Origin of the sequence: Arcticibacter tournemirensis (genome assembly GCF_006716645.1) — a bacterium.
In the GTDB taxonomy this organism is placed as follows: domain Bacteria; phylum Bacteroidota; class Bacteroidia; order Sphingobacteriales; family Sphingobacteriaceae; genus Arcticibacter; species Arcticibacter tournemirensis.
Genome location: NZ_VFPL01000001.1, coordinates 562,251 through 587,631 on the forward strand (window position 1 = coordinate 562,251; position 25,381 = coordinate 587,631).

Genomic DNA, 25,381 nt, shown 5'->3' on the forward strand with positions numbered 1-25,381 from the left:
GAGGTTTGTTTTGAGATCTTCGGCTATTTTACGCCGCTTAGCACCAAAGGTACGAATAGGCCGAAGGATATATTTCGTCCCGGATTCAGGAAACCATCGTTTTTAAACCGGCTTAAATGATCGATATACGCTTTATCAAACAGGTTATTTGCGGAAACACTGAGCTGGAGTGTTTGTGACCCTAATTTAACGGTGGTGCCAAACGAAGCATTCACCAGCGTATAAGCAGGACTTGGGGTTTCCAGCACATCCACGTGGTTTTGTTTAAACACGTTGTCTAAACCTATAGAGAACCAGGTGTTCTGAAGGTTTTTAAACTCTGGCTCAAAACGGAGTTCGTTTCGTAGTACCGGAGCAGGAGTAAAAGGCAGGTTGTCTTTAGTCGAATTATTCCTTGCTCGTGTTAGCGAGAAGCTGTTTTCAAAGTGGATGAGTGAAACAGGGTGCAGTGTTAACCCTGCTTCAAAGCCATAAAGGTTAGCATTGTCCTGCACGTAATGATAAACCTCATGGTCGTCGATGATCTCATTATCACTAAGGCGCCGCAGATAAATATACTGATGAATATAGTTGTTATACGCGTTCAGGAAGATATTCATTTTGCTGGTATGGTACGAGACAGCAGCGTCGGCGTAAATACTTCTTTCGGGATCGAGGTTTGGATTGCCTTTTTCGTATCGGGCGGTTCCTTCATGAATTCCGTCGGTACTCAATTCTGCAACATTAGGCGCCCTGAATGCGCTTCCTATATTGGCTTTTAAATTGAACGTTGAGTTAATTTCATGGGTGAAGCCGATAGCGCCGCTGATGTTTGAGAAGTTATTTGAGAAAGCCGAAAACTTTGGCTCACCTTCTTCCTCCATTTGCTTGCCGTCTATATTGCGGTAGTCGAATCGTAGTCCGGCATTGAATGTAGTATTCGTCCAGGTTTTCTTCGTATATGCAAAAGCGCCGAGGTCATAGCTGTCATAATCGGGCACCAATAACTCTTCTGCCTTGTTCTTGTTATTTTGAAAAGCCCCTGATACACCGATTACCCGTTCCCAGCTATTGAGTTCTTTAAAGTAGTATTTCAGATCATAACTATATGTTTTCAGGTCGAAGAACAAGCTTGGATCGGTTTCACTTTCCTCAAGTTCTCTTCTTTGGTTGTTCTGAAAGGCTATGGTTGAACGTAATTTACCCTCACCCAATAGTACATAACTGTTTAAAGCTGCTTTATAGTGTCTTATGTCCTGCAGGGGCGTAAAGAGGTTCCGTGTTTTGTACAGCGATGGGCTCATTACAGTCCCTTCTTCTCCTTCTTCTTCCGGTTCCAGAATAAATTGTCCTGATTCGTTGCGTTCAAATTCGGGCAACCCTAATTTTTGTCTGAAACTCGACAAGTCGAGGTGTACATAGCCCCATGCTTTATTGAAACCGATCTGGCTGCTCAGATTAGTTTCATGAAATCCGCTGTTAGGGAGGCGGTAGTCGGGCGTGTTGTAACCAAATGCATTTTTATAAGAACCTCTGCCTCTCCAGACAAAGCCATTGCTATTTCCCTCAATCATTGCAGAGGTACCGCTTAAACCGTTATTGGTTGCATAGTTTGTAAGGAATTCGCCTTTGATCTCACCCTCTGATGGCGGCAGAGGATCAATAATGTTAATTACGCCACCCATGGCATCAGAGCCGTAAAGCAGACTGGCAGCGCCGCGTAAAACCTCAACACGATCGGCACGATACTGGTCAATTTCTATCCCATGTTCATCTCCCCACTGCTGCCCTTCCTGTTTCACTCCATCGGATAGCGTGATCACTCTGTTATAGCTCATGCCTCTGATAACAGGCTTTGATATAGCTGCACCTGTGGTGATCTGCGATACACCCGGTATTCTTGAAATAGCATCAACAATATTATTAGATGGCAAGCGTAATAAATCTGCTTTATTGACTACAGCGACCGAAGTGCTGTTTTTTGTATTCATAGAACTGTTCAAAGTTCCTGTTACTACTACTTCCTGAACTTCGATAACACTTTTTTCCAATTTGAAATCAACCGAAGCCAGGCTAGTCGTATTAATTGTTTGTACAACCGATTTATAGCCTATAAATTTCACTTCGATCAGAAATCGCCCCTTTGAAGGGAGAGACGGAAAGTGGTATTCTCCGTTTTGATTGCTTACCACAGAGATTCGTAATTCAGGAATCGAAAGTGTAGCACCGGCCAGGGGAGCCTGTGTATCAGCATCTGTTACACGGCCTTTGATGGCTGGAATATCAGCCATAGTATCAAAGCTGCTTAATAATATAAATAATGATATGAATAATGAATAAAGTTTCATGTTACACTTGTATGGAATATGATGTATGAACCAGAACCATGATGATTCTGCTGCATTCAATAAAATTATGAAGGGGGCCAAATGGCAAATATGAAATGATCCCAGACAGGTGAGCCGGGAATACGGTATTATTTTGACGGAGGTCCCCGCAGGAGCAGGACAAGCCGCTCGCAAACGTAACCAATAGCTTTGTTTTCAGTTAAAATGCGTACAAACGGCACTTCAAGAGACAACTCAGTACTTATAGCTGGTTCAGTAGCTTCTTTTTGTAAATGAGCAGAACATACCCAGCACGATGATGTATTAGAAACGTGAGATTTGTGAGTACAAACCCCATGCTTACCTGAATCGTGACAAGCGACTTCAGCTTTATGGTCGTGGAAAAAATCAAGGGAAACCGTTATCGCCGAGAAGTACAGCAATAAACAGAAGGAGAGTGCTACCTTAACCGATGTTTTTTTCCGCATCATGTGAATGCAGCAAAGTTACATTAAAAATTGAGTTAGTTCACAATTAGTTTGTAGCCTTTTCCGTGTACATTGATAATTTCTACTTTAGGGTCGTCTTTAAGGTATTTTCGTAGTTTGCTAAGGAACACATCCATACTCCGGCCGTTAAAATAGTTATCGTCGTGCCAGATGCTTAAAAGTGCTTCCTCCCTGGTAAGGACATTGTTCTTTTTGAGACACAGCAACCGCAGCAATTCAGCCTCCTTTGTCGATACTTTTTGCTGGAAGTCATCCTTTTTTATTACCTGTGTGGTGTAGTCGAATATATAATTCCCAATCTGAAATTTGCTTTGTTCCTCCTGTTTGCTTTCCTGGTTGGAAACCCTTTTGAGCAACGCGTTGATTCGCAACAGCAATTCTTCAATCCTAAACGGCTTGGTTATGTAATCATCGCCGCCGAGATTAAAGGCCTCAGATTTGTCTTCGATCATAGTTTTGGCAGTCGCAAAAATGATCGGGATAACCGGGTTTATTCTGCGTATATCCTTTCCTAACGAGAATCCATCTTTCTTTGGCATCATTACATCCAGAATGCAAAGGTCAAAACTTTCCTTGTTGAACAATTCCAAACCTTCTTCGCCGTCTTTCGCTAAAACAACTTCGTATTTACCTTTTAGTTGTAAGTAATCTTGAAGCAGCAATCCGAGGTTAGGATCATCCTCTACCAGTAAAATTTTTTTCATTGCATATATAAAATTGGATTGTTAAACCTTTCTTTCATCATTATATCAGGAAAGAGGAAAAGTAATTTCAAATTCTGATCCTTTGTCCTTTTCACTTTTAACCTTTACGTAGCCCCGATGTCGTTTAACAATGTTGTTTACATAGCTGAGACCCAGTCCAAAGCCCTTAACATCATGAACATTGCCTGTTGGAATACGGTAGAACTGTTCGAATATTTTAGAAAGTTGATCTTTATTCATACCAATTCCCTTATCGGAAACTTTTATAGTCAGGTTCTTTCCGGTATTGCTTGTACTGATCGATATTTCTGGTTTCTCATTGCTGTATTTCAACGCGTTATCGATTAGGTTGAATATCACATTACTCAAGTGCAGTTCGTCACCATTGATTACAGAATGAAGAGCTGATATATTTAGATCTACCTTCGCTTCCTTCTTTACAAATTGTAGTTGCATGCTGTCTGTAATGGCAGATATGAGATCGTTCATATCAACGGGCTTAAAGTCGAGCTTTAAGTCGTCGCGATCGATCCTGGCAATATTTAATACTCTTTCAATATGGTTGCCCAGGCGTACATTTTCATCGTAAATAATACCAGCCAGGCGCTGGATGCGGTTTGCATCCTCTGTGATTTCTGGGTCTTTCAGAGCTTCGCTCGCAATCATAATTGTAGCCACAGGAGTTTTAAACTCATGAGTCATGTTGTTAATGAAGTCGGTTTTCATTTCCGAAATTTTCTTCTGCCTGAAAATAGTCAGGATAGTAAATGCAAAACAGCCAATCATTACGATCAAAAGGCTGGCCGACGAGGCAAGTACTACATTCATATTTTGGATCAGGTACTTATTCTTTTCAGGGAATGTGATACTCAATATTCCTGAATCGTTGATGATCTCTTTTGGGAAAAGTGCAGTAGTATACGTGTTCTCATCGTCAAAGGAACCTTTCCTGTCGGTGGCAAAAAGTAGCGAGTCGGAATTGGCGGAGCCGATCCGATATTTATAAGCAAGATTAATTCCGCGGCGAAGAAGCTCTGAGCGGAGCAGGGTGTCTACCAGGACCGGATTTATACGACGGAGCAGGGGCGTGCTGAACTGTTCATATTCATTAGCCAGATCTTCGAAGATTGCGGATTTATAGTTGACAGACTTTACCGAATTGAAAAAGTGGTTAATGTTCTTAACTTCTTTCTTCTTTTCTTCTTCCAAGGCTTTTGCCAGTTGTTCCTGCTCGTATTTTTGACGCTCTTCTTTCAGTTGCTGATTCAGGCGCGGATTCCGTTTGGGTAAAGATACCACTCTTAAACCCGTTGTAGGATCTTCAATAAGGTAATAAGCCGTATCCTGAACAGCTTTCCTCGTCTTTTTGAACTTCTGTACGTCTGGATTTTCTACATACAGCTCATGAACTTCGTTTTGAAAAACCTGTCCGTAATCGTCAATGGACTGCTGCATTTTTATTTGAAAGCGGACTTTACTCCGTTCTCCCGGATCTCTTAAATAGGTTTCATAGAACTCATTGTCTATGGTCATAACACGTTGAAAACGGTTCCTGAGGGCGCTGTCCCGCATCTTGAAATCGCGTTCAATCTTGTCGTTTATAACTTTTATGCGTTGTGCAAACAACTCGGCTTGCCGCCGTGCGATATCCTGTTCCTTTTTCTTTTTCCGGGTATTCCTGAGTTCTTCTTCGGCGTAGGCTTTACGTTTTACAAAAAGCATAGCATCCCTTTTTGCCAGCTTTTTTGTGACTTCGCTCAGGGAGTTATTGACGGAAAGGTCGAAAAGCTGAGACTTCTGGATATAGGATTCATGAATAAAGTAGTATTGCATTCCTATTACTCCCAGCAGGGCCGCACTCATCAATCCGATAATAAGGCTGATACTTCTCTTTTTCATCTGATACAAAAATAAAGAAGTGCCCGCAACTCAACTATGGTTTAACACTTTTTAACAGAAAGAATGATGGGGACTGATAAGGAGGATTAAAAAGAGGATTTACAGAGCAAAACCTTTTCGTTTAGCGGGGATTTTGCTCTGTAAAAGCTAATTAGAACGGAAGATCATCGTCCTGCGGAGCAGAATTGAGATCAGCAGGAGGGGCATATTCAGGTGCAGGACTTTCATTGCCTGCCGCGCTTAGTGTGTTAATTCTCCATACTACTAACGTATTGAAATAAGCAGTTTTGCCATTCCGGTCTGTCCACGGACGGCCGCGCAGATTAAAAAATACTTCTACCTGGTCCCCTGTTTTAAGATTATCAAATAAATTAACTTTATCCTGTAATGCTTCAAATTTTATGTATTCGGGGTACGAAGGATTTTCAGCATATTCGATAATAAGTTCACGTTTTTTGAATGTTTCAGTGACATTCATAATTGGTGAAATCTCGTGTATCTTTCCCTTAATATCCATGTTATATTTAATATTGTTATGAGTATTCAAAGCTGGCAAATTTAATTGATTAACTTCGCACTTATTTTATGGAAGTTTTCAACACCAGCAGCAAAGTCCTCGTAACGTGTAATAAGCGCCTGGCGCCATACCTTTTAGCCGAGGTGGAGGAGCTTGGTTTCGAGGTGAAAAGGAGTTTTAGTACCGGCCTTGAACTTGAAGCGAGCGTCAACGATTGTATTACATTGAACCTCAACCTTCGTACAGCAAGTCAGATTTTATATTCGCTAAAAAGCTTTAGTGCACGTACCCCTGAGGAGTTATATGCAGAACTGGTTGAAGTGCCATGGGAAGAGCTGATAGACTTTGCAGGTTATTTTTCTATAACCTCTAATGTTGAGAATCAGTACATCCGGACGCCCTTGTTTGCCAATGTGAAGGTTAAAGATGCTATTGTTGACCGCATAAGATCAAAAGTGAATGTCAGACCGGATTCCGGACCGTTAACCAATAAAACAGTTATACACCTTTACTGGAGGAGCGAAGAGGCTGAAATTTACATTGATACCTCGGGTGAAGTGATATCAAAACATGGTTACAGAAAGCTGCCGGGTAAGGCGCCGATGCTCGAGGCTCTCGCCTGCGGAACTATTCTTGCTACCAAATGGGATAAAAACAGTTCTTTTGTTAATCCGATGTGTGGTTCAGGGACGCTTGCAATTGAGGCTGCCCTTTTAGCAACCAACAAAAGTCCTGGCTTTTTCAGGATGAACTATGGCTTTATGCATATTCTCGGATATGACGAACAAGTGTTCTTCTCGGAGCGGCGAAAGTTGAAAGATAAAGCTAAAAAGCAAGTCGATTTCAAAATTATAGCTACCGACATATCCGAAGAGGCCATTGATATTGCAGAGAAAAATGCGAAAACTGCCGGTGTTGATCATCTGATTGAGTTCCGCGTATGCGACTTTGAAGAGACAGAAGTCCCTGCTGGTCCGGGGATTGTAATGTTTAATCCCGAATATGGAGAGCGCCTGGGAGTTCACTCAGTGCTTGAAGGAACATATAAACGCATAGGCGATTTCATGAAGCAGAAGTGTGGAGGCTACTTCGGTTACATATTCACAGGAAACCCCGATCTGGCTAAAAAAATCGGCTTGAAAGCTTCCCGGCGTATAGAGTTTTATAACGGGAAGCTGGATTGCAGGCTCCTGGAATACGAGTTATATCAGGGAAGCAGGAGAGAGGAGTCTAATCCATCGTAATTTTTTCGATTAGCTCTTCTTTTGTTAAAAGCTCCTGAGCTCCGCTCTGCATATCCTTTAGTGTAAGTTTTCCCGAACTCATTTCTTCACTGCCTATGAGGACGACATACGGAATGTTTTTATTGTCTGCATAAGTCATCTGCTTTTTAATCTTTGCAGAGGAAGGATAAAGCTCTGCTGCTATACCTTTATTCCGCAATGCCTGGAGTATCGGCAGAGCATACTTTTCTGCTTCCTGATCAAAGTTTGTCAGGAGTACCCGGGTGGTAGTTGTTGCGCCTGAAGGAAAAAGCTGCAGTTCTTCTAAAACATCATAAATCCGGTCGGCTCCAAATGATATACCAGCGCCCGTAAGGCCCTTCAGTCCAAACATACCAGTAAGGTCATCATAGCGTCCTCCTCCTCCGATGCTGCCCATAGCTACCTCATTCGTTTTAACTTCAAAGATAGCTCCGGTATAATAGTTTAATCCGCGGGCCAGGGTGATATCGAGCTGGACATTTACGGATTTCAGTTCAGTGCCTAAAAATTCAGCCAGATATTCCAAAATAGTTCCTATCTCTTCTATCCCTTTTATTCCGATAGGAGATGAGGCCAAAACGATCTTTAAATCCCGAAGCATCTCCTGGTTCGACCCCTGTAACAGAATTACAGGTTTAAGCTTTTCGATATCCGTTTCAGTGAAGCCCCTTTCAATCAGCTCTTTGGTTACGCCGTCTATCCCAATCTTATCCAGCTTATCTATTGCAACCGTCATATCGGTGATCAGCTTAGGTTTTCCGATAACTTCTGCTATTCCCGAGAGTATCTTACGGTTGTTTATTTTTATAGTAAAATCTTTCAAACCCAGTTTGCTTAACGCCTCGTGGTATATCATTACGAACTCCGCTTCATTTATGAGGCTTTCTGATCCCACTACATCAGCATCGCATTGATAAAACTCACGATAGCGACCCTTCTGAGGCCTGTCTGCACGCCAAACCGGCTGAATCTGAAAACGCTTAAAGGGGTAGGAGATTTCGTTCTGGTGCATTACTACATACCTTGCAAAGGGTACGGTAAGATCATAGCGAAGGGCTTTTTCTGACAATACGGGCAATAAGCTCTTTGAGCTAAACTCAAAGTTTTCAGTCTTTTGTTTTTTGCTCTCGGCTTCTCCCCAGAAATCTCCGCTGTTCAGTATCTTGAAAATCAGTTTATCTCCTTCATCTCCATACTTTCCCGTCAGGGTAGCAAGGTTTTCCATAGAGGGTGTTTGTATCTCCTGGTAGCCATACTTCCTGAAAACTGATTTGATGGTGTCAAAAATGTAATTACGCTTCACCATTTCAGCCGGTGAAAAGTCTCTTGTGCCTTTTGGAACAGACGGTTTATTGTTCGCCATGCGGCAAAAGTACAAAAAGCGGATAGTTTGACGTAATATTAATTGCCTCTCAGCTCTTCTTCGATAATTCTCCTGCAGCCTTTTTCTATCATCTGATAAACCGGGTCGAACTGGTCATCTTCATAGTATGGGTCGGGAACGACTTCCTTATCTAAAAGTAGTCGTACTTTTTTCCGGTCGGCGTCTGTTTTCGCCATCCCGAGTATATCGCGAAGGTTCATCCGGTCCATCACATATATCCTGTCGAACTTCCCGAAATCAGAGGGATCAAACAAACGACAGCACTGAGCCGAGATATCTACTCCGTATTTTCTTGCTATCGCAACCGACCGGCGGTCAGGTGGTTCGCCGATGTGCCAGTGTCCCGTTCCGGCGGAGTCGACTTCCCAATCAAGACCCTTTTCTTTCACCAGGCTTTCCATTATTCCATGAGCAAGTGGCGAACGGCAAATATTGCCCAGGCAGACCATCAATATCTTCATTGAGTTACGTGTTGCAAGTTGTGGGTTGTAAGTGGATTGGCGGGATTTTTCAGGAGAATATTTCGTTTAGCAATCCTGCCAACCGGATTCCTCCTTTTAAAAGTTGCTGATTAAGTGTAGCCAGATGGTCGAAGTTATACCTGTAGCTGTAGTTTGTATTCTTCTCGGCTTCCTTGTAAAGCTCTCCGCTAATCTGGTACGATCCGAATACCCATTGGCTAAGGTCGTCTTTCTGCCAGGTAATCAATTGCTTTTGGGTGGCATGGTCCACTGCTTTTGCGTATTCGGTATAGCTTAGTTGCTGGAACTCTATGAAGTCTGAATCCCAGAGGCTGTGCAGGTTCATCTGTCTATTGAACCATTTCACCTTCACATCGTTTCCACCTTTGTCTTCTTCGAGTCCGCAGTGCATAGGCTGATGAATATCTCCTACCAGGTGTATCAGTATCCGGAGATACATTTGCTTCATTTCAGGCGTCAGATCCTTCTTTTTTAATTCAGAAGACGCAAATCGGATCTTAGTGTAAGCATTTGCCCCCGTATCCGTTTCAAGGGTATTTTTTGCCTGTTCATACGAAAGCCCCTTCGGAAGATTTACATAGTGCCAGTTATTCAGGTAATTAAAGGAGGGATCTGATTTAATAAAGTCCATCCAGTTCGCAGCCATTGCAAGCGTTTCGGTACCGAGTATCTTTTGAATTTCTTTCCTGGCCTTCTTATTCAGGTGCTGATCGGCTACTTCTGCTACAATACGATGGCCTAGAAGTCCCCATGCCATGGTTTGGACCGGGGTATAGATAAACAGGCCAGCAATCAGTATATTTCTAAGTAAAGTTTTCATATGCTACAATGGCTGAGGATTACAATTTATTTTCTCTTTAAGTTTCAGGACAACTGAAATGTTCTGTTGTAAATTTAATAGTTCTATCTTTTCAGCTGAAGTATGTTTTATTAAAAAGACAGGAATATACTGCCCTATGCGGTAACATCCGGATAACTTTTGTTTGAAGTTGGATTTTGTGAATGTGCCGTTGAAATAGAGGGTATCATTGCTTACAGCATAATTCCCTTTCGCATACTCTTTCCAATGCCCGTTGTTGAAGCAGCTGTCGTCATAATAGTTTGCTTTCGCAGTTGTTTCAAGCGTAGCGTAGAAAGAGTCGCAGGTAAATTTAAACTGATGGCGGGTGTATTGTAACAGGCTGTCACGATACTTCCCTGGCTCTTCCTCCCAAACGCCCTGAATGGCGGCAAAGCCCTTGCCTTGAACGTCAGGATTAAATTTACAGGACGCTGAAAACAATACAGCAGCAAGCAGCAGGCTAAAAGAAAAATAAGTGAATCTCATATAAATAAAATTCCCTCTCTTCTTTTAAGGAAGAGAGGGATTACAGGAACATGTTTTATTTTAGTCCTCCGATCATGTCTTCAGGACGGACCCACTGATCAAACTGTTCGTTTGTCAGTAATCCCAGTTCTAAAGCAGCTTCGCGAAGCGACTTCTTTTCTTTATGTGCTTTTTTGGCAATCTTGGCTGCATTTTCATAGCCAATATGCGGATTAAGCGCAGTAACCAGCATCAACGAATTTTCAACGTGTTTCTTAATGCCGTCATAATTTGGCTCAATGCCAATAGCACAATGGTCATTAAAGGCTACACATACATCTCCAAGAAGTCTGGCCGACTGAAGGAAGTTTGCTGCAATAACCGGTTTGAATACATTTAACTCATAGTGACCGTTGGAACCGCCAATGGAAACAGCAACGTCGTTACCCATTACCTGGGTAGCCACCATGGTCATCGCCTCATTTTGAGTCGGATTTACCTTTCCTGGCATGATAGACGACCCTGGCTCATTTTCTGGGATAGAAAGTTCGCCGATCCCTGACCGAGGTCCTGACGCCATCATCCGGATGTCGTTAGCGATCTTCATTAATGCAACAGCCAGTTGCTTCAGTGCTCCATGCGACTCTACCATTGCATCATGTGAAGCAAGGGCTTCGTACTTATTCTCAGCGGTTCTGAACGGAAGTCCTGTAAAATCGGCAATATATTGTGCCACCTTTACATCATATCCTTTGGGAGTGTTAATACCTGTGCCCACTGCAGTACCACCTAACGCAAGCTCTGCAAGATGATCGAGGGTGTTTTTAATAGCTTTAAGGGCATGGTCTAACTGAGAAACATAACCTGAAAACTCCTGACCTAAGGTAAGCGGCGTAGCATCCATTAAATGAGTACGGCCAATTTTAACAACATCTTTAAAAGCTTCGGACTTAGCTTTCAGTGTATCTCTTAATTTCTCTACCCCTGGGATTGTTACTTCCATCACCATTTTGTAAGCTGCAATGTGCATCGCAGTAGGATAGGTGTCGTTTGACGACTGGGATTTATTAACGTCATCATTCGGGTGAATGAACGTCTTACCTTCGCCCAGCTTATTTCCCTGGATTACATGTGCTCTGTTAGCAACCACCTCGTTAACATTCATGTTAGACTGCGTGCCCGAGCCGGTTTGCCAGATTACCAAAGGAAACTCGCCGTACAGTTTGCCTTCAAGGATCTCGTCGCACACCTTCGCAATTAGATCGCGCTTTTCTGCCGGTAACACTCCACAATCTGTGTTTGTATACGCAGCAGCTTTTTTTAGGTATGCAAAAGCGTCGATTATTTCCTTGGGCATGGATGCTTCCGGCCCGATTTTAAAGTTGTTTCTTGAGCGCTCAGTCTGGGCTCCCCAGTATTTATCTGCAGGAACCTGTACTTCGCCCATTGTGTCATGTTCTATTCTGAAACTCATGATTTTTAGGATTTTTTGATCCCGCAAACTTATATAAAAATTGTTTAATATGTTATTTTCCAAAACGGTATATCAAACAATTTGTTAGTTCCCTGAATAATAACTTTTGTCCTTAAAATCAGGAAGAAAAGTTTTGTTTAAACTCTTTTGGTGTTCTTTTTATAATATTTTCTGATTTTCGCCCTTTATATAACAGGTTATAATTAATATGATTCGATTCTGTACTCTTGCCCTTTATTTGTTTTGTTCCGTTGTTGCATTAAATTCCTGTTCGTCCGAACCGGAGAAAAAAAGAGTCAGAACTATAGAGGATGACAAATCCGATAGTCTTCTTCTCGTATATGACAGTAAGAAGGCTGATAAGCGCATTGACGCCTACATGAAGGAGCTTCATAAAAAAAGGGGTTTTAACGGCAATGTACTTGTAGCAAAGAAAGGTAAGATAATCTATCAGAATGCTATTGGCTGGGCTGATTACCTTCACAGGGACAGTCTCACTATTAACTCCGTCTTTGAGCTCGCGTCTGTCTCTAAGCCAATGACTGCTACTGCTATATTAATGCTTGCTGAGCAGGGAAAACTTAAGCTGGATCAGACAGTTAACGCTTTTTATCCAGATTTCCCCTATCCTGGCATCACCATAAGAATGCTTCTTTCCCATCGCTCTGGCTTGATGAATTACGTGTATTTCGTTGACCGGCTCTGGAAAGCGCAGCGTAAGAATGAAAGTAAAGGGATTACCAACGCTGATGTGATGAAACTTATCGCAGAGCATAAGCCACCTGTATATACAAAGCCAAATGTAAAGTTTCACTATAATAATTCGAACTTCATGATCCTGGGGGCTATTATTGAAAAGGTGTCGGGTATGCCTTATTCCCAGTTTATGCAGGAGAATATTTTCAAGCCTTGTGGTATGAAAAATACCAACGTATATTCTAAGGCTGAATACGACAAAATTCCAGTTGATGTAGTAGGACATGATCGTACCTGGCGTTATTCCGTCGTTCAGAATTTTCTGGACGGTCCCGTTGGTGATAAAGGCATTTACAGTACTGTTCATGATCTCTTCCTTTTTGACCGTTGCTTGCGTAAAGGTAAATTGCTGGGAAAGGCCTGGCTTGACTCAGCTTATACAGGCCATAACAATCTTGTAAGGGGCCATTTTAACTATGGCTATGGCTGGCGTACTTTTGAGGGCGACGGGCATAAAGTTGTCTATCACACAGGATGGTGGCATGGGTTCCGACATATTTACCTGAGAGACCTTACTGCAGACGTGACGATCGTTTTACTTTGCAATCTAACCAATGGAAGCCTGCTGCAGCTGGATGAACTGTACAAGATGGTAGGTATGCCCGTTGTTAAAAAAAGCGCTTATACCGGGAATGGGGACACATCTGAAGATTAAGATTATATCATTTCGTCTTTTATTGCTTGGTTTCCGCCATTTTCGTATGTTTATAAAATCAATAAAGTATTCCTGAATAATATTCAAAAAATATAGTATACCAGTATAAGTTGCTAAAATTGCTTGATGTATTCTTCGGGGATGCATTTACATTTTTATAGGGTCTAAACCACATGAGTAAGGTTTTTATAATTGACGATGATCCGATTCATCAGAGAATTGCGCAGATAATGATAGTAAAACATTCAATATACGATGAATATTCAAGTTATTTGGATGCGGCTAAGGCTATCGAGTACCTTGAACATAATCGTGACACCGACGACTTACCTGATGTGATTTTGCTTGACTTGAATATGCCGGGACTTGACGGATGGGAGTTTTTGGATAAGTACGACAAGCTGAAACCTTTTTTTCAAAAGGACATAAAGATATACATCGTCAGTTCATCTGTCGACGAGAAAGATAAAGTACGGGCTGAGTCTTACTCCATGGTCTCGGGTTTTATATCAAAACCGCTTACTCCTCAAATTCTCCGGACAACACTTTGAACTTTTAATTCATAACGCTGTTATAGCTTATAAAATTTTAGTCATGTTTGATAAATTACTTCAAGTACAGCAACAGGCAGAGGAAATCAAGAAAAGACTTGATGCCATAACTGTGAGTGGCGAAGCAGAAGGTGGAAAGATAAAAGTTACAGCTACCGGCAACAAGCATATAAATGCTATCCATATTGACGAAGATTTTCTGAAGGCTGCTGATAAAGAAGAGCTCGAAGACCTGTTATCTGTTGCTGTCAATAAGGCGCTTGAACAAGCCGAGAACGTGCATCAATCGGAGATGCAGGCTCTTAGCCAAAATATGATGGGTGGACTAGGGAATCTCTTCGGACAATAAACCTCAATAGCCATGAGAATAACCTATTATGGACAGTCCTGCTTCCTTTTGGAATTACAGGGAAAGAAAGTGTTGTTCGATCCTTTTATAACGCCTAATGAACTGGCGAAGGACATTGACGCAGATAACATACAAGCCGATTTTATACTTGTTTCACATGGACATTCAGATCATGCAGCCGATCTTATATCTATAGCCGGCCGCACGGGAGCCACTGTTGTGTGTTCTTTCGAGATTTCTGAGTGGCTCAATAACAGGGGGGTATCTAATACGCACCCTATGAATCTCGGCGGACAATGGTCATTTGAGTTCGGTAAGGTAAAAATGGTATTTGCCGCACATTCAAATTCACTGCCCGACGGAACCTATGGCGGCACGGCGGCAGGTTTCATTATTCAATCCGACGGGAAGACCGTTTATTACTCAGGAGATACCGCCCTAACCCAGGAAATGAAGCTTACAGGCGAGCTCTATACTATAGACCTTGCTTTCCTCCCGATTGGGGATAATTTTACGATGGGAATTAACGATGCCGTTATTGCCTCGAAATTTATTAATTGTACAAATATCATAGGGATGCACTATGATACGTTCGGATACATTAAAATCGATAAAAAAGAAGCCCTGACAAAGTTTGAAAATGCAGGGCTCCGTTTAAGTTTGATTGATATCGGAAGCAGCGTTGAAATAATTGACAATTGACAATTGAAAATTGACAATTGAAAATGGGTATTGTCCCCTGTCAATTGTCCCCTTTCCCTTGTTCATTGCCTAAATCACCGTTCCATTGGTTATTACAGCCGATTTCTTAATAACAACGATGCCGTCTCTTACTGTATATTTCTCATAATCGCCGTCCTCCAGGTGAGGGCCTCCATTAATTCTAACGTCGTTTCCGATCCGGCAGTTTTTATCCAGGATGGCATTCTTTATATAACATCTTTCGCCAATGCCCATAATAGGCGAGCCACTCTCTTTTGCTTCTTCAAGCTGCTCCAGGGTCTGGTAATAGTCACAGCCCATAATATAGCTGCATTCAATCGTTGTTCCTCTTCCGATACGTGTACGGATTCCGATAACCGATCGCTCTACACGGCTGGCGTTTATAATGCAGCCTTCAGCAATAACCGTTTTTTCGAGTGTTGTTCCCAGAACCTTTGAAGGAGGTAACATTCTCGCTCTTGAGAAGATACTACGCTTGTCAAAGAGATTGAACTTAGGGATATTATCCGTAAGACCTATATTGGCCTCGAAAAAGGAAGAGATAGTTCCTATATCAGTCCAGTACCCGTCATATTGATAGCTTAATACCTTTTGCTTGGTGATCGCTTCAGGTATAATCTCCTTTCCAAAATCGGTGTGAGGATCGTTCATAAGCATATCGTAGATCATACTCCTGTTGAAGACATAAATACCCATAGATGCCTGAAATAAGCGGCCCTGCGACTTCATTTCATCTCCAACTTCCGAAGCCCATTCCTCCAGTCCGGTTTTTGGTTTCTCTATAAATGAAGTGATATTATTATTTTCATCAATCTTCATGATACCGAAAGAAGAAGCTTCTTTTGCGGTTACCGGAATAGTGGCTACGGTGATGTCGGCCTTATTTGCCGCATGTTTCTCAATCATATCATTGAAATCCATCTGGTACAGCTGATCCCCGGAGAGGATAAGTACATAATCGAATTCAAATGGTGAAATATGATGGAGAGACTGTCTTACCGCATCTGCGGTTCCCTGGAACCAGGCGCTGTTACTGGGTGTTTGTTCTGCAGCAAGAATGTCAACGAACCCATTGCTAAATACATTAAAATGGTAGGTGTTCTTAATGTGTTTATTCAGGGAAGCGGAATTAAACTGAGTAAGTACAAAGATTCTGTCGATACCAGAATTAAGACAGTTTGAAATAGGAATATCAACCAGGCGGTATTTCCCTGCAATAGGGACGGCCGGTTTTGAACGAGTGGCAGTAAGAGGATGTAAGCGGGTTCCTTGCCCGCCTCCAAGAATAACTGCGATTACTTTCGACATCATATATTTTAATTATTTAAGGCTATTATAAAGGTCAATATACTGAGATGCTGAACGATGCCACGAAAAGTCCAGGCTCATCATCCTCTTACGTAACAATCTCATGCCCGGCGTGTTTGAATATAATTCGGTAGCCCGGGTTATAGCATGCGATATAGCTTCAGACTCGGCCTCTTCAAAGCAGATACCGTAACCCTCAGGCTGTGAGTAATCTATTACCGTATCTTTTAAGCCACCGGTACTTCGTACTACGGGTATGGTTCCATATCTCAGCGCATATAGCTGGTTCAAGCCGCAGGGCTCTACCCTGGATGGCATAATGATAAAGTCTGCCCCCGCGTAAATGAGGTGTGAAAGGGCTTCGTCATACCCTATAAAAACGTTATAGTCTTTTTTGAAAGTTGTTCGCAGTCCGGCCAGTGCCTCTTCTATTTCGGGTTCGCCCGACCCCAGAACCATAATGCTGACTTTACCTTTTAACGATTCGAGCGTATTGCTGATGGCTTCGGGCAGCAGGTCAGCTCCCTTTTCACCTACCAAACGACCGATAAATGCCACCAATGGCTTTGTTAAAGTCAGTCCAAATTCTTTGCATATAGCTCTTTTATTTTCCTGCTTTCCCTTGCTTACGTTGTCAGAATGATAATGACACGGAATCATCGGGTCGGTGGCAGGATTCCAGACCTCTGTATCAATTCCATTAATCACACCCAGGCTTTTCTTTTCTTCGTGTATGAACAACTGTTCAAGTCCGTTCGAGTTATATTTAAGTTCCTCAAGGTAGCTTGGCGATACAGTGGTATATTTCCAGCAGCTTTTTACTCCGACTGCCAGCGAATTAATAGTGCCTTCCCAGTCAAGCATTCCCCATTTCCAGGGGTCTACGTCGGGTAAATAATGGTATTTGTCCCATCCAAACCAACCCTGGTACTGTGCATTATGTATTGTAAGAATAGTAGGGATGTGAGTTAACTGGTTATAACGGAAAGAGTGGTTCATCAAAAACGGTATCAATCCGGTTTGATGGTCATGGCAGTGTACAATATCGGGCTTATCGCCAAATTGTATAAGCCACTCCAGAAAAGCAAGCTGGAAAGCTACAAATTGTTCTGTTTCGTCTGGGTAAGAATAGATTTCTGACCGGTCAAGTAAACCCGGAATTCGGATGAGATGAAGTGGATACCCAAGCTTATCTGTACTTTCTTTGAGGACTTGAAAAGGAAGGGTTTTGCCTCCCATCAGTATTTCAGACTCAAAAACGACATCCAGGCGGCTTTCTCTCACAAATTGCCGGTCATAATAAGGCATTACAACCATCGATGTTATTCCCGCTGCTTGTTGATATTTAGGAAGTGAACCTACCACATCTCCTAAGCCGCCAACTTTAGCTACGGGGTAACACTCGGCGCTTACATGGATTACAACCATAATGTATTGTATGTTTTGCTGTTGAAAGTTATGAATTTATATATGTGGAAAACAAGAAAATAATGATTTTGATAACAGTTTTTACGATTTTTATTTAATTATTAATCAGCTATATAGACTTACGTGCCGTCGCGTCTTTTGATTTTTGCGTTTGTAAAGAGGATTTTGCCGGTTGATTCTGTCGTAAGATCTGCACTAACGGTAAGAACATCGTTGATAATCTTTCCATCTTTTTGCGACGGAATCCAGTAGTCCACAGAGTTCAATATCTGAAGAAAGGCCTTGTTCGCAATAGTATTCCCAAGATCTTTTATAAGAGAAATGCGCGACGATGCTCCATTTTTATCAACCATCAGGGTGAATTCTATGGTTCTATCGGTAGTGTCGCTTAACCATTCAGAATTAAAGTTCTGACTTAGGTAGCCCGACAAATAGAGCGTATAGTTATCATGTTCGTCGATATTACAGCCCTTGGACACAAAAAGCTCTGCATTGAGATAAGGTTCTGATGGTGCAAACAGCACTTTTGAAGTAGTATATGTTGAGTAGTGGTCGAGAAACATTGTCCCCTCCGCCAAATTGCCGTTAATAAATTTTTCAATTGCAGCGACCTCACTCCCTCCTTTGGGGTATTCATAAGAAATTCTCCATAAACCCTCCGGCAAGCCATTCTCAACCTTGCCACTATACACTATAGCGTCATACCCCCTCTCGTTAAAACCAAACTGCGGGTCACGAAGCTCAAACTTTCCGGATCTGTTTTTAATAACAGGTTTTCCTCTCGTGTTCCAGGTATTGGTAATATAAGGACGGCTGTTAATGAGTTCTATGATGCTCATAGGACTTCCGTCGGGGTAATAGAAGTACCAAGTTTTTGTGGGCCAGCCTGCTTTAAATTCCGCCTGCCACTTTAAAAATCCTGTAGGGTAAAACGCTTTGAAAGTACCGTCTTTTTTCCCTTCTTTATAAGTGCCTGTTAAAAGAGTATTCCCCTCTGTGTCGAAATCTGTGAAGGCTCCGTCATATGCCTTTAGTTCAATGCTGTAATTACTTAATCTTTTTATGGCAAAGAATTCGCAGTCTTTGTCGACAAGATAATACTGGCTGTCAAAGTAGAACGTATACAGGCTATCTGAAGTCCGTTCGAATAACTTAAGGTCTGTTTGGCCTGACACTGAATAACTGTGCAGCACAAAGAAGATAAAGCCGGTTAGTAGTACTTTTATTTTCATATTCCCTTAATGGGCTTCAAGCCAGTTTGTTCCCACGCCGGTCTCTATCAGTATCGGAACTGTAGTTTTTATGGCATTTTTCATCCGCTCTTCTACAATTGTTTTCACCAGCTCAACTTCAGATAAAGGTACGTCAAAAACCAATTCATCATGAACCTGCATCGTCATTTTTGTCGATAATTTTTGTTCTTTTAAGTCATGGTGAATGTTGATCATAGCAATCTTGATCAGGTCGGCTGCCGATCCCTGTATTGGAGCGTTGATCGCATTTCGTTCTGCGAAGCCGCGCACTGTGGCATTCGCCGAATTAATATCTCTTAAATAGCGTCTCCGTCCCATTAAAGTTTGTACGTAACCATTTTCCCTGGCAAAGTTCATGGTGTCGTTCATGTATTTCTTTATGCCCGAATACTGCCTGAAGTATTCCTCAATGATATCCGCAGCTTCTTTACGCGGGATGCCCAGACTTTGAGATAAGCCGAAAGCCGACTGCCCGTAAATTATACCAAAGTTTACGGCTTTGGCGTTTCGCCGTTTCGTCGAATCAACCTCTTCGAGCGGGATTCCGTAAACTTTAGCGGCCGTAGCGGTGTGGATATCCAGACCTTTTGCAAAAGCATCCATCATGTTTTCATCTTTGCTTATTTCGGCAATCAACCGCAGTTCAATCTGCGAATAATCCGCCGAAAGAAGAACATGTTCGTTGTCGCGTGGAATGAAGGCTTTTCTTACTTCTCTTCCCCGCTCGGTCCTGATGGGGATATTCTGCAGATTAGGATTATTTGAACTAAGTCGCCCCGTAGCAGCCACGGCCTGGTTGTAAGAAGTATGTATTCTGCCCGTCTTCGGATTGATCATCAGTGGCAGTGCATCCACATAGGTCGACTTGAGCTTCTGAAGCTGACGGAAATCCAGGATGTCTTTTGCGATATCGCTTTTATTGGCCAGCGCCGTTAAAATATCTTCGCCCGTTTGGTATTGCCCCGTTTTTGTTTTTTTCGCTTTTGGATCCAGTTGAAGCTTGTCAAAGAGGACCTCGCCCAGTTGTTTGGGTGATGCGATATTAAACTGCACTCCCGCTTTTTCATAAACGGTAAGTTCCAGCTGCCTGATATCTTTTTCCAGCTGCTTTGAGTAGTCCGCCAGTGCCGATTGATCAATCCGCACGCCTTCGCGTTCCATTTCTGCAAGGACATAGATCAGTGGGTTCTCAATTTCAGAAGCCAGTTTTCGGGCTTCGGCCTTATCGAGTAGAGGTTCAAAAACATCTTTTAGCTGCAGGGTAATATCGGCGTCTTCTGCCGCGTACTCCTTCACCTTTTCGACCTCCACGTCGCGCATGTTACCCTGGTTTTTGCCTTTTGCACCTATCAGCGATGTGATCGATACAGGCGTGTAACCCAGATAGTTTTCCGAAAGAAGATCCATATTATGCCTTGTGTCTGGATCAAGAAGGTAATGCGCCAGCATGGTATCGAAAAGCTCTCCCTTTACGTAGATATCATACCAGTTTAAAACAAGAATATCGTATTTGAGGTTCTGCCCAATCTTGCGGATAGCCGGATTTTCCATTATAGGCTTGAAGGCTGTAATTACTTCGAAAGCCTCTTTTTGATCAGGAGATATTGGTACATACCATCCTTCATGCGGCTTAATGGAAAACGACAAACCCACCAGTTCACAATTGTTTGCGTCTGTACAGGTCGTTTCCGTGTCGAAGCAGAAGAAAGATTGTTGTTCAAGAATACGTATCAGCTCCTGCCGTTTCTCCTCCGTATCCACCAGATGATACTCGTGCGGTGTGTTCTGAATACTTTTCGAAGGTGCAAGGGGTTCGATGATCGTTTCCGTTTTTACCTCTACTTTTTCTACAGGCTGGCCAAACAGATCTGTTTGCTGCCCGTAGCTCACCTGCTTTATGTTCGTTACATTAAATTCCTCCCCAAAAACCCGCCGTCCGATTGTTCTGAATTCCAGCTCCATAAACAGCGGTTCAAGCTTATCCCGGCTGGGCGGATTTATCTGCAGGGCCTCTTCATCCAGTTCCACAGGTGCATTCAGCAGGATTGTAGCCAGTTTCTTTGAAACCATACCCTGCTCGGCATATTGTTCAACGTTTTCACGCAATTTGCCCTTCAACTCGTGGCTGTTTTCAATGATTTTTTCTACCGAACCGTACTGTTTAATGAGCGCTTTTGCAGTCTTTTCGCCAATACCTGGAATTCCAGGAATATTGTCGACTGCATCACCCCACAGACCGAGGATATCGATTACCTGTTCAACCCGTTCAACTTCCCATTTCGACAGCACCTCGGGTACGCCTAAGATCTCCATATCATTTCCCATCCTCGCGGGTTTATAGATAAAGATATTCTCAGAAACAAGCTGCGCGAAGTCCTTGTCAGGGGTCATACAGAACACAGTGAATCCAGCCTGTTCCGCTTTCTTTGCAAGCGTCCCGATAATATCATCGGCCTCGTAACCGTCCGACGTAATAACGGGGATATTAAATCCTTCGATCAGCCGAACCACATAGGGAAGGGCTGCCGCCAGATCTTCAGGCATCGCCTGCCTGTGTGCTTTATAATCTGTGAAATCAGTATGACGTTCGGTAGGAGCCTCTGTGTCAAACACTACCGCCATATGTGTAGGGTTTTCTTTTTTCAGCACCTCAAGAAGGGTGTTTGTAAAACCCATAACAGCAGAAGTATTTATACCTCCCGATGTGAACCGGGGAGTTTTGCTTAATGCGAAATGTGCCCTGTAGATAAGAGCCATGCCGTCTAAGAGAAAGAGTTTTTTCATTGTAACGTTTACAGTGAGATATATGATTACACAGATTATATGATCGACTGATTTTAAACGATTGTGCGGGGCAGTCAGGTATACAATCATTCAAAGTTAACAAGAAATAATCAATCTTCGTGGCTGCGGAATGACACCAGCGAAATCGCTTTTGAAAAGCCGCGGACGTCTAGCCCTTTTCATCCTTCTATACCACAAAATTGCGACAAGGAGCTGACAACTGTCTTACCAGTCCCTGATAATTGCCTGACCAGTCCCTGATCTTGTCAGCATCTCATCAGCATCTTCTCAGTATCATGTCAGACTCTCGTTAGACTTTAGTCTGACATGATGCTGATGAGAGTCTAACATGATGCTGACATTATGCGGTTTTGGTCAGGGATTGGTCAGGGATTAATAAGAAACTTGTCAGGGAGAGGCCGATACTTAGATAATACCGGTCACGTGTTTATAATACCGTTTGAGATGCTGAAACGGGGTTTTAAGCCTGGGAAATAAAGGAGTGCTAATAGTCGTCGGGAATCTAGCTTCCTGATAAGCAGGAAGCCTGGATTATTTACTATCAGTTATATCTGAATGCACAATCGGCGATGTGATCGTTGACCATGCCTGTCGCCTGCATATGGGCATAGCAGATAGTACTTCCAAAGAATTTGAAACCTCTTTTCTTCATGTCTTTAGAAATAGCATCCGAAATTTCGGTTTTTGCGGGTGCATGGCGGTGGTCGGCGAGGTCGTTAACTAATGGTTTGCCCTCTGGCATAAAGGAGTACATATATTTATCAAAGGAGCCAAATTCTTTTTGTACTTCAAGAAAGCGTTGTGCATTTGTAATGGCGGCCTCAATCTTCATCCGGTTACGGATAATGCCGGTGTTGTTCATGAGCCGTTCAACATCCTCCTGTGTGAATTCCGCTACTTTAACCGGATCAAATTCAGCAAATGCCTTACGATAGTTTTCCCTTCGCTTTAATATTGTTATCCAGCTTAATCCCGCCTGTGCTGATTCAAGGATTAAAAATTCAAACAACACATTGTCGTCGTGAACCTCTTTTCCCCATTCTTCGTCGTGATATTTTACGTAAAGCGGATCACTGCCGCACCAGGAGCATCTTTTCAGGTCAGTATTCATGAGTAGTAATGTTTTAAGATTGTGCAACAAGTTCATCCCAATACTCAACGGCCCTTCTGTAATGGGGGATAACGATAGATCCCCCAACGAGGTTGGCGATCATAAAAACTTCGTTCAACTCTTCTGTTGTAACGCCTGCTTCGTAGCACTTCCCCAGATGGTATTTAATACAATCGTCGCACCGCAGTACCATAGAAGCAACTAATCCGAGCATTTCTTTGGTTTTAACATCTAGCGCCCCTTCGGCATAGGATGTAGTATCCAGAGCAAAAAAACGCTTTATATTGGTGTTTGCCGTTTCCATAATCCGGTCGTTCATCCGGCTGCGATAACTGTTAAAATCGTCAATTAGTTGTCCCATTGAGTTAAGAGTTAAAAGTGGAGAGTTAAAAGTAATGAATTGCTGGCTTTGAATATGGATATTAGTAGTGTTGAATAAATATCGTATTTCTTAAATTGAGATTTCATACAAGTTATACTTAAAACTTATTACGTATAACTTATCTAAACGAACCTTCCGTTAAAGCTCGGCCCCGGGTTGCCAGAATAGTTTCTTAAAGTTTTTCACTTTATCATTTTCTACTTCAACTCCCTCGCTTTCCAGTAGTTGCTGCATCAGGTGGGGAGTAGCAAAAGATCGTTTCCCGGTTAACAGTCCCTGCCGGTTTACTACACGGTGGGCCGGGACTGGGGGATAGGCAGTTCCACAGCCGTTCATTGCATATCCAACCATTCGGGATGAACCTTTGGTTCCCAGATATTCTGCAATCGCGCCATAGGATGTAACCCTTCCACGAGGAATTAACCTTACAACCTCATAGACCTTTTCAAAAAAATTCTCTTTATCCATTACCCGAAGCTAAAGCTTAAGTAATTTATGTTTTTATCTACTGCAAGATACTTTTTTTCGTAATATGTTTTTATAGATAGAACTTCGTTTACAAGATCGGAGTTGTACAGATCTTCCGTTTTTTGCAACAGCCTTAACTTCTGTGTTTCCACTTTTTCGGCAGTGTAAGCGTAAAATCCGTCGTTATCTGTTTTAAGATGTATTATTCCTTCTTCCGTTAGGATCTGCCTGTATTTCTCAAGGAAGCCCGGGAAAGTGAGGCGCTTTTTTTCGCGACTTATTTGCGGTTGCGGATCGGGGAACGTAATCCATATTTCGGAGACTTCATTTTCTCCAAAATAATCGAGGATGTTTTCTATTTGTATTCTCAGGAAAGCCACATTTGGGATGTTCTCTTCTATTGCTGTTTTAGCGCCCCTCCAGATCCTGTTGCCTTTATAATCGATTCCGATAAAGTTTTTATCAGGAAATAGTTTGGCAAGGTTAACGGTATATTCACCCTTGCCACATGCGAGTTCTAAAATAAGAGGCTTATCATTCTGAAAGTGCCCGGAACTCCAGTGACCTTTAAAACGCTTGCCTTCTTCCAACTGAAAAACATTGCCGAACGTGTCTATTTCTGCAAAACGCCGTAGTTTATCTTTCCCCATTAAAAATCAAAATTGGCCACAAACTTAGATAAAATTCTTTTATCCCCTTAAAGAACAATTCTCTATTAGAACAATTCTGCATAGATGATTGCAGATTTTTTATATTTGGCCAAATAGTACATATCCGTGGAAAAAAAAGATAAAATATATGTTGCCGGACATCGTGGTATGGTAGGGTCGGCAATTTACCGTAAGCTTCAGAAAGAAGGGTATTCAAATATCATTACGAGACGATCGGATGAGCTTGATTTACGAGATCAAAAAGCAGTGGCGGCATTTTTTGAAGAAGAGAAGCCTGATTATGTGTTTCTTGCGGCTGCCAAAGTGGGCGGAATTGTTGCTAATAATACCTACCGGGCTGATTTTCTATATGAAAACCTGATGATCCAGAATAATGTCATTCATAACTCCTATCTGCAAGGGGTTAAGAAGCTGATGTTTTTAGGCTCAAGTTGCATTTATCCAAAGATGGCTCCGCAGCCGTTAAAGGAGGAATATTTACTTACTGGGCCGCTTGAACATACCAACGAACCGTATGCTATAGCCAAAATTGCAGGCATAAAAATGTGTGATGCATATCGCGACCAATACGGCTGTAATTTCGTGTCGGTGATGCCTACAAACCTCTATGGGTACAATGATAATTATCATCCTGAAAATTCTCACGTACTTCCCGCTTTAATCAGAAGGTTTCATGAGGCCAAGGTTTTGGGGAAAGATAAAGTTGTGATCTGGGGTACCGGCAGTCCTAAGAGGGAATTTTTATTTGCTGATGATCTGGCTGAGGCATGTGTATCACTGATGGAGACTTATGACGAGCCGAATCTTATTAATATAGGTACCGGCGAGGATATTACAATCAAAGAGCTCGCCTTAATTATTAAGGAGATCGTAGGATTTGAGGGTAATATTGAATTTGACTCGTCGAAGCCTGATGGTACGCCCAGAAAGTTAATGGACGTGTCAAAGTTACATTCGTATGGATGGAAACACACAGTAGAGCTCGGGGATGGTATTAGGATGGCGTACTCTGATTTTTTGAGCAAGCTATAATATCGATAACAAAAGAGGGTTTTATCACACAGCCCTCTTTTGT

Annotated in this window: 23 protein-coding genes; 6 read left to right on the plus strand and 17 right to left on the minus strand. The window is 42.4% G+C overall.

The genetic code is table 11. The annotated features are described in order from the left end of the window. Nucleotides 1-23: 23 nt before the first annotated feature. From BDE36_RS02415 to BDE36_RS02430, 4 genes are all read right to left on the minus strand, one after another. A complete protein-coding gene (locus BDE36_RS02415) occupies nt 24-2,327 on the minus strand; it encodes a TonB-dependent receptor (protein ID WP_128768012.1) in 2,304 nt (767 codons plus the stop codon). Between the two features lie 502 nt (nt 2,328-2,829). Then, nucleotides 2,830-3,519: a response regulator transcription factor gene (locus BDE36_RS02420; RefSeq protein ID WP_202616818.1), complete on the minus strand. Its 690-nt coding sequence runs from the start codon at nt 3,517-3,519 to the stop codon at nt 2,830-2,832. A 45-nt stretch (nt 3,520-3,564) separates the two neighbouring features. Beyond that, nucleotides 3,565-5,418 (minus strand): sensor histidine kinase, encoded by a 1,854-nt coding sequence (locus tag BDE36_RS02425; RefSeq protein WP_235904216.1) that lies wholly within the window; start codon nt 5,416-5,418, stop codon nt 3,565-3,567. Between the two features lie 151 nt (nt 5,419-5,569). Beyond that, entirely contained in the window at nt 5,570-5,935 is a 366-nt protein-coding gene (locus BDE36_RS02430) for a DUF3127 domain-containing protein (protein WP_128768008.1), read from the minus strand. Between the two features lie 68 nt (nt 5,936-6,003). Here BDE36_RS02430 and BDE36_RS02435 point away from each other — a divergent pair, with 68 nt between their 5' ends. After that, nucleotides 6,004-7,179, plus strand: coding sequence for a THUMP domain-containing class I SAM-dependent RNA methyltransferase (locus BDE36_RS02435; RefSeq protein ID WP_141813608.1), 1,176 nt, complete (start codon nt 6,004-6,006; stop codon nt 7,177-7,179). Here the strand turns inward: BDE36_RS02435 and hisS are convergent. From hisS to fumC, 5 genes are read right to left on the minus strand one after another with little or no spacing between them, the layout of a single operon-like run. Further along, entirely contained in the window at nt 7,166-8,563 is a 1,398-nt protein-coding gene (gene hisS / locus BDE36_RS02440) for a histidine--tRNA ligase (RefSeq protein ID WP_141813609.1), read from the minus strand. The two genes, BDE36_RS02435 and hisS, sit on opposite strands and share 14 nt — an antisense overlap. A 38-nt stretch (nt 8,564-8,601) precedes the next feature. Continuing rightward, nucleotides 8,602-9,045 carry a low molecular weight protein-tyrosine-phosphatase gene (locus BDE36_RS02445; protein WP_141813610.1) on the minus strand — a complete coding sequence of 148 codons (444 nt, stop codon included), beginning with the start codon at nt 9,043-9,045 and terminating at the stop codon, nt 8,602-8,604. A gap of 49 nt (nt 9,046-9,094) precedes the next feature. Then, nucleotides 9,095-9,886 (minus strand): S1/P1 nuclease, encoded by a 792-nt coding sequence (locus BDE36_RS02450; protein ID WP_141813611.1) that lies wholly within the window; start codon nt 9,884-9,886, stop codon nt 9,095-9,097. Between the two features lie 3 nt (nt 9,887-9,889). Further along, nucleotides 9,890-10,393, minus strand: coding sequence for a fumarate hydratase (locus BDE36_RS02455; protein ID WP_141813612.1), 504 nt, complete (start codon nt 10,391-10,393; stop codon nt 9,890-9,892). Between the two features lie 55 nt (nt 10,394-10,448). Next, nucleotides 10,449-11,846, minus strand: coding sequence for a class II fumarate hydratase (fumC, locus tag BDE36_RS02460; RefSeq protein ID WP_141813613.1), 1,398 nt, complete (start codon nt 11,844-11,846; stop codon nt 10,449-10,451). A gap of 208 nt (nt 11,847-12,054) precedes the next feature. On the opposite strand from fumC, the gene BDE36_RS02465 reads away from it, so the two are divergent. From BDE36_RS02465 to BDE36_RS02480, 4 genes are all read left to right on the plus strand, one after another. Next, complete coding sequence (locus BDE36_RS02465; protein ID WP_141813614.1) at nt 12,055-13,257, plus strand: serine hydrolase domain-containing protein; 1,203 nt, start codon at nt 12,055-12,057, stop codon at nt 13,255-13,257. Between the two features lie 173 nt (nt 13,258-13,430). Further along, the gene (locus tag BDE36_RS02470) at nt 13,431-13,808 is read left to right on the plus strand and encodes a response regulator (protein WP_141813615.1); all 378 of its coding nucleotides are present in this window, start codon (nt 13,431-13,433) and stop codon (nt 13,806-13,808) included. Between the two features lie 43 nt (nt 13,809-13,851). After that, on the plus strand, nt 13,852-14,157 hold the full coding sequence (locus tag BDE36_RS02475) for a YbaB/EbfC family nucleoid-associated protein (protein ID WP_128767999.1): 306 nt from the start codon (nt 13,852-13,854) through the stop codon (nt 14,155-14,157). 12 nt (nt 14,158-14,169) lie between these two features. Beyond that, nucleotides 14,170-14,859 carry a metal-dependent hydrolase gene (locus BDE36_RS02480; RefSeq protein ID WP_141813616.1) on the plus strand — a complete coding sequence of 230 codons (690 nt, stop codon included), beginning with the start codon at nt 14,170-14,172 and terminating at the stop codon, nt 14,857-14,859. A 69-nt stretch (nt 14,860-14,928) separates the two neighbouring features. Here the strand turns inward: BDE36_RS02480 and BDE36_RS02485 are convergent, their stop codons facing one another. The 8 genes from BDE36_RS02485 to trmB all read right to left on the minus strand — a co-directional run bounded on the left by BDE36_RS02485 (nt 14,929) and on the right by trmB (nt 24,285). Further along, nucleotides 14,929-16,191 carry a glucose-1-phosphate adenylyltransferase gene (locus tag BDE36_RS02485; protein ID WP_141813617.1) on the minus strand — a complete coding sequence of 421 codons (1,263 nt, stop codon included), beginning with the start codon at nt 16,189-16,191 and terminating at the stop codon, nt 14,929-14,931. A gap of 9 nt (nt 16,192-16,200) precedes the next feature. Then, a complete protein-coding gene (locus tag BDE36_RS02490) occupies nt 16,201-17,616 on the minus strand; it encodes a glycogen synthase (protein WP_141813618.1) in 1,416 nt (471 codons plus the stop codon). Nucleotides 17,617-17,735: 119 nt separating this feature from the next. Continuing rightward, nucleotides 17,736-18,848, minus strand: a complete 1,113-nt coding sequence (locus BDE36_RS02495) for a toxin-antitoxin system YwqK family antitoxin (protein WP_141813619.1) — start codon at nt 18,846-18,848, stop codon at nt 17,736-17,738. Between the two features lie 6 nt (nt 18,849-18,854). Further along, a complete protein-coding gene (gene polA / locus BDE36_RS02500; RefSeq protein WP_141813620.1) occupies nt 18,855-21,653 on the minus strand; it encodes a DNA polymerase I in 2,799 nt (932 codons plus the stop codon). A gap of 562 nt (nt 21,654-22,215) precedes the next feature. Further along, entirely contained in the window at nt 22,216-22,785 is a 570-nt protein-coding gene (locus tag BDE36_RS02505) for a DNA-3-methyladenine glycosylase I (RefSeq protein WP_141813621.1), read from the minus strand. A 13-nt stretch (nt 22,786-22,798) separates the two neighbouring features. After that, nucleotides 22,799-23,146 carry a carboxymuconolactone decarboxylase family protein gene (locus BDE36_RS02510; protein WP_128767991.1) on the minus strand — a complete coding sequence of 116 codons (348 nt, stop codon included), beginning with the start codon at nt 23,144-23,146 and terminating at the stop codon, nt 22,799-22,801. A gap of 159 nt (nt 23,147-23,305) precedes the next feature. Continuing rightward, nucleotides 23,306-23,635, minus strand: coding sequence for an MGMT family protein (locus tag BDE36_RS02515; RefSeq protein ID WP_141813622.1), 330 nt, complete (start codon nt 23,633-23,635; stop codon nt 23,306-23,308). Then, nucleotides 23,635-24,285 carry a tRNA (guanosine(46)-N7)-methyltransferase TrmB gene (gene trmB, locus BDE36_RS02520; protein ID WP_128767989.1) on the minus strand — a complete coding sequence of 217 codons (651 nt, stop codon included), beginning with the start codon at nt 24,283-24,285 and terminating at the stop codon, nt 23,635-23,637. Before trmB ends, BDE36_RS02515 begins: the two co-directional genes overlap by 1 nt. Before the next feature lie 126 nt (nt 24,286-24,411). On the opposite strand from trmB, the gene fcl reads away from it, so the two are divergent. After that, entirely contained in the window at nt 24,412-25,338 is a 927-nt protein-coding gene (gene fcl / locus BDE36_RS02525) for a GDP-L-fucose synthase (RefSeq protein ID WP_141813623.1), read from the plus strand. Nucleotides 25,339-25,381 lie beyond the last annotated feature (43 nt).

What these genes read in the sequence shown, in the direction of transcription:
- BDE36_RS02485 (WP_141813617.1), bottom strand. Translation starts at nt 16,191, where the DNA reads ATGATGTCGAAAGTAATCGCAGTTATTCTTGGAGGCGGGCAAGGAACC.
- trmB (WP_128767989.1), bottom strand. Translation starts at nt 24,285, where the DNA reads ATGGGGAAAGATAAACTACGGCGTTTTGCAGAAATAGACACGTTCGGC.
- BDE36_RS02445 (WP_141813610.1), bottom strand. Translation starts at nt 9,045, where the DNA reads ATGAAGATATTGATGGTCTGCCTGGGCAATATTTGCCGTTCGCCACTT.
- polA (WP_141813620.1), bottom strand. Translation starts at nt 21,653, where the DNA reads ATGAAAAAACTCTTTCTCTTAGACGGCATGGCTCTTATCTACAGGGCA.
- BDE36_RS02480 (WP_141813616.1), top strand. Translation starts at nt 14,170, where the DNA reads ATGAGAATAACCTATTATGGACAGTCCTGCTTCCTTTTGGAATTACAG.
- BDE36_RS02465 (WP_141813614.1), top strand. Translation starts at nt 12,055, where the DNA reads ATGATTCGATTCTGTACTCTTGCCCTTTATTTGTTTTGTTCCGTTGTT.
- BDE36_RS02490 (WP_141813618.1), bottom strand. Translation starts at nt 17,616, where the DNA reads ATGGTTGTAATCCATGTAAGCGCCGAGTGTTACCCCGTAGCTAAAGTT.
- BDE36_RS02430 (WP_128768008.1), bottom strand. Translation starts at nt 5,935, where the DNA reads ATGGATATTAAGGGAAAGATACACGAGATTTCACCAATTATGAATGTC.
- BDE36_RS02510 (WP_128767991.1), bottom strand. Translation starts at nt 23,146, where the DNA reads ATGGGACAACTAATTGACGATTTTAACAGTTATCGCAGCCGGATGAAC.
- BDE36_RS02470 (WP_141813615.1), top strand. Translation starts at nt 13,431, where the DNA reads ATGAGTAAGGTTTTTATAATTGACGATGATCCGATTCATCAGAGAATT.
- BDE36_RS02515 (WP_141813622.1), bottom strand. Translation starts at nt 23,635, where the DNA reads ATGGATAAAGAGAATTTTTTTGAAAAGGTCTATGAGGTTGTAAGGTTA.
- BDE36_RS02420 (WP_202616818.1), bottom strand. Translation starts at nt 3,519, where the DNA reads ATGAAAAAAATTTTACTGGTAGAGGATGATCCTAACCTCGGATTGCTG.
- BDE36_RS02475 (WP_128767999.1), top strand. Translation starts at nt 13,852, where the DNA reads ATGTTTGATAAATTACTTCAAGTACAGCAACAGGCAGAGGAAATCAAG.
- BDE36_RS02435 (WP_141813608.1), top strand. Translation starts at nt 6,004, where the DNA reads ATGGAAGTTTTCAACACCAGCAGCAAAGTCCTCGTAACGTGTAATAAG.
- hisS (WP_141813609.1), bottom strand. Translation starts at nt 8,563, where the DNA reads ATGGCGAACAATAAACCGTCTGTTCCAAAAGGCACAAGAGACTTTTCA.
- BDE36_RS02505 (WP_141813621.1), bottom strand. Translation starts at nt 22,785, where the DNA reads ATGAATACTGACCTGAAAAGATGCTCCTGGTGCGGCAGTGATCCGCTT.
- BDE36_RS02455 (WP_141813612.1), bottom strand. Translation starts at nt 10,393, where the DNA reads ATGAGATTCACTTATTTTTCTTTTAGCCTGCTGCTTGCTGCTGTATTG.
- BDE36_RS02415 (WP_128768012.1), bottom strand. Translation starts at nt 2,327, where the DNA reads ATGAAACTTTATTCATTATTCATATCATTATTTATATTATTAAGCAGC.
- BDE36_RS02425 (WP_235904216.1), bottom strand. Translation starts at nt 5,418, where the DNA reads ATGAAAAAGAGAAGTATCAGCCTTATTATCGGATTGATGAGTGCGGCC.
- fumC (WP_141813613.1), bottom strand. Translation starts at nt 11,846, where the DNA reads ATGAGTTTCAGAATAGAACATGACACAATGGGCGAAGTACAGGTTCCT.
- BDE36_RS02450 (WP_141813611.1), bottom strand. Translation starts at nt 9,886, where the DNA reads ATGAAAACTTTACTTAGAAATATACTGATTGCTGGCCTGTTTATCTAT.
- BDE36_RS02495 (WP_141813619.1), bottom strand. Translation starts at nt 18,848, where the DNA reads ATGAAAATAAAAGTACTACTAACCGGCTTTATCTTCTTTGTGCTGCAC.